General features: G+C 53.5%; 1 protein-coding gene and 1 pseudogene. Both read right to left on the bottom strand.

What is annotated here, in order from left to right; translation table 11 throughout:
* Nucleotides 1-363: pseudogene (locus AC1DVH_RS32170) on the bottom strand (VOC family protein); the annotation flags it as partial.
* 95 nt (nucleotides 364-458) lie between these two features.
* Nucleotides 459-753: fumarylacetoacetate hydrolase family protein (locus tag AC1DVH_RS32175; protein WP_477757175.1), on the bottom strand; the 295-nt coding region annotated here is incomplete at its 5' end.

Raw genomic sequence — 753 nt, forward strand, 5'->3', positions numbered from 1 at the left:
CAGTTTATGTGGCTTTCTGATCGAGACCTGGAAACCCAGAGAGAATCCGAGATCGTCCACTAGCTCCAGCGAACCATCGGCCAAAACCTTGACTTCACGCTCGCCCTCAAACTCCTTCTGGATGCTGTCGAGAGTCGCGATGTCTTTTACGCCGTACACTGTCTTGCGCAACATGTTTGCAGTCGGCAAATTCCAGGCAGGTAAAGCCGGATCGTCACGATGCTTGATGACTACACCAGTTCCATCCAATGCCTCAAAGCGTCCACCCCCTACCGGCTCAAGGCCGTAATCCTCCAGGAAGCGCTCGCAGAGCGCGACATCGTCAACACCAAAATACAAAGTGTCCGGGCCAAGGATGTTCATTTCAACACCTATCAAAGAATGCGTTTTTGTTTTATCAGACCCGTACTTTTGCCGGGTCTGAGAGCTCTGATGCGCGCGTGAATTTCAAATACACGTCACATGAATGGCTTGCGTTCTTCGGGCCACCAAAGACCCGAGATAGGTTGCCCCATTGTGTTGCGCAGGGTTCCGACCCCCTCAACAATCATTTCGACGACATCACCTGGCTGGAGCTTACGATCAAGCTCCAAAGCTGAACCACCGCCCATGGTACCCGAACCGATCACATCGCCAGGCACGATGGCTTCACCAAGGCTGGCCCAGGCAATGAGCTCGCCAATCGTCCACAGCTTATTGGAGCTGTCACCTTTGCCCCAAGTCTCGCCATTGACGCGAACTTCCATGCCGATC

The sequence above is a fragment of the Pseudomonas sp. P4_C3 genome (assembly GCF_056402075.1).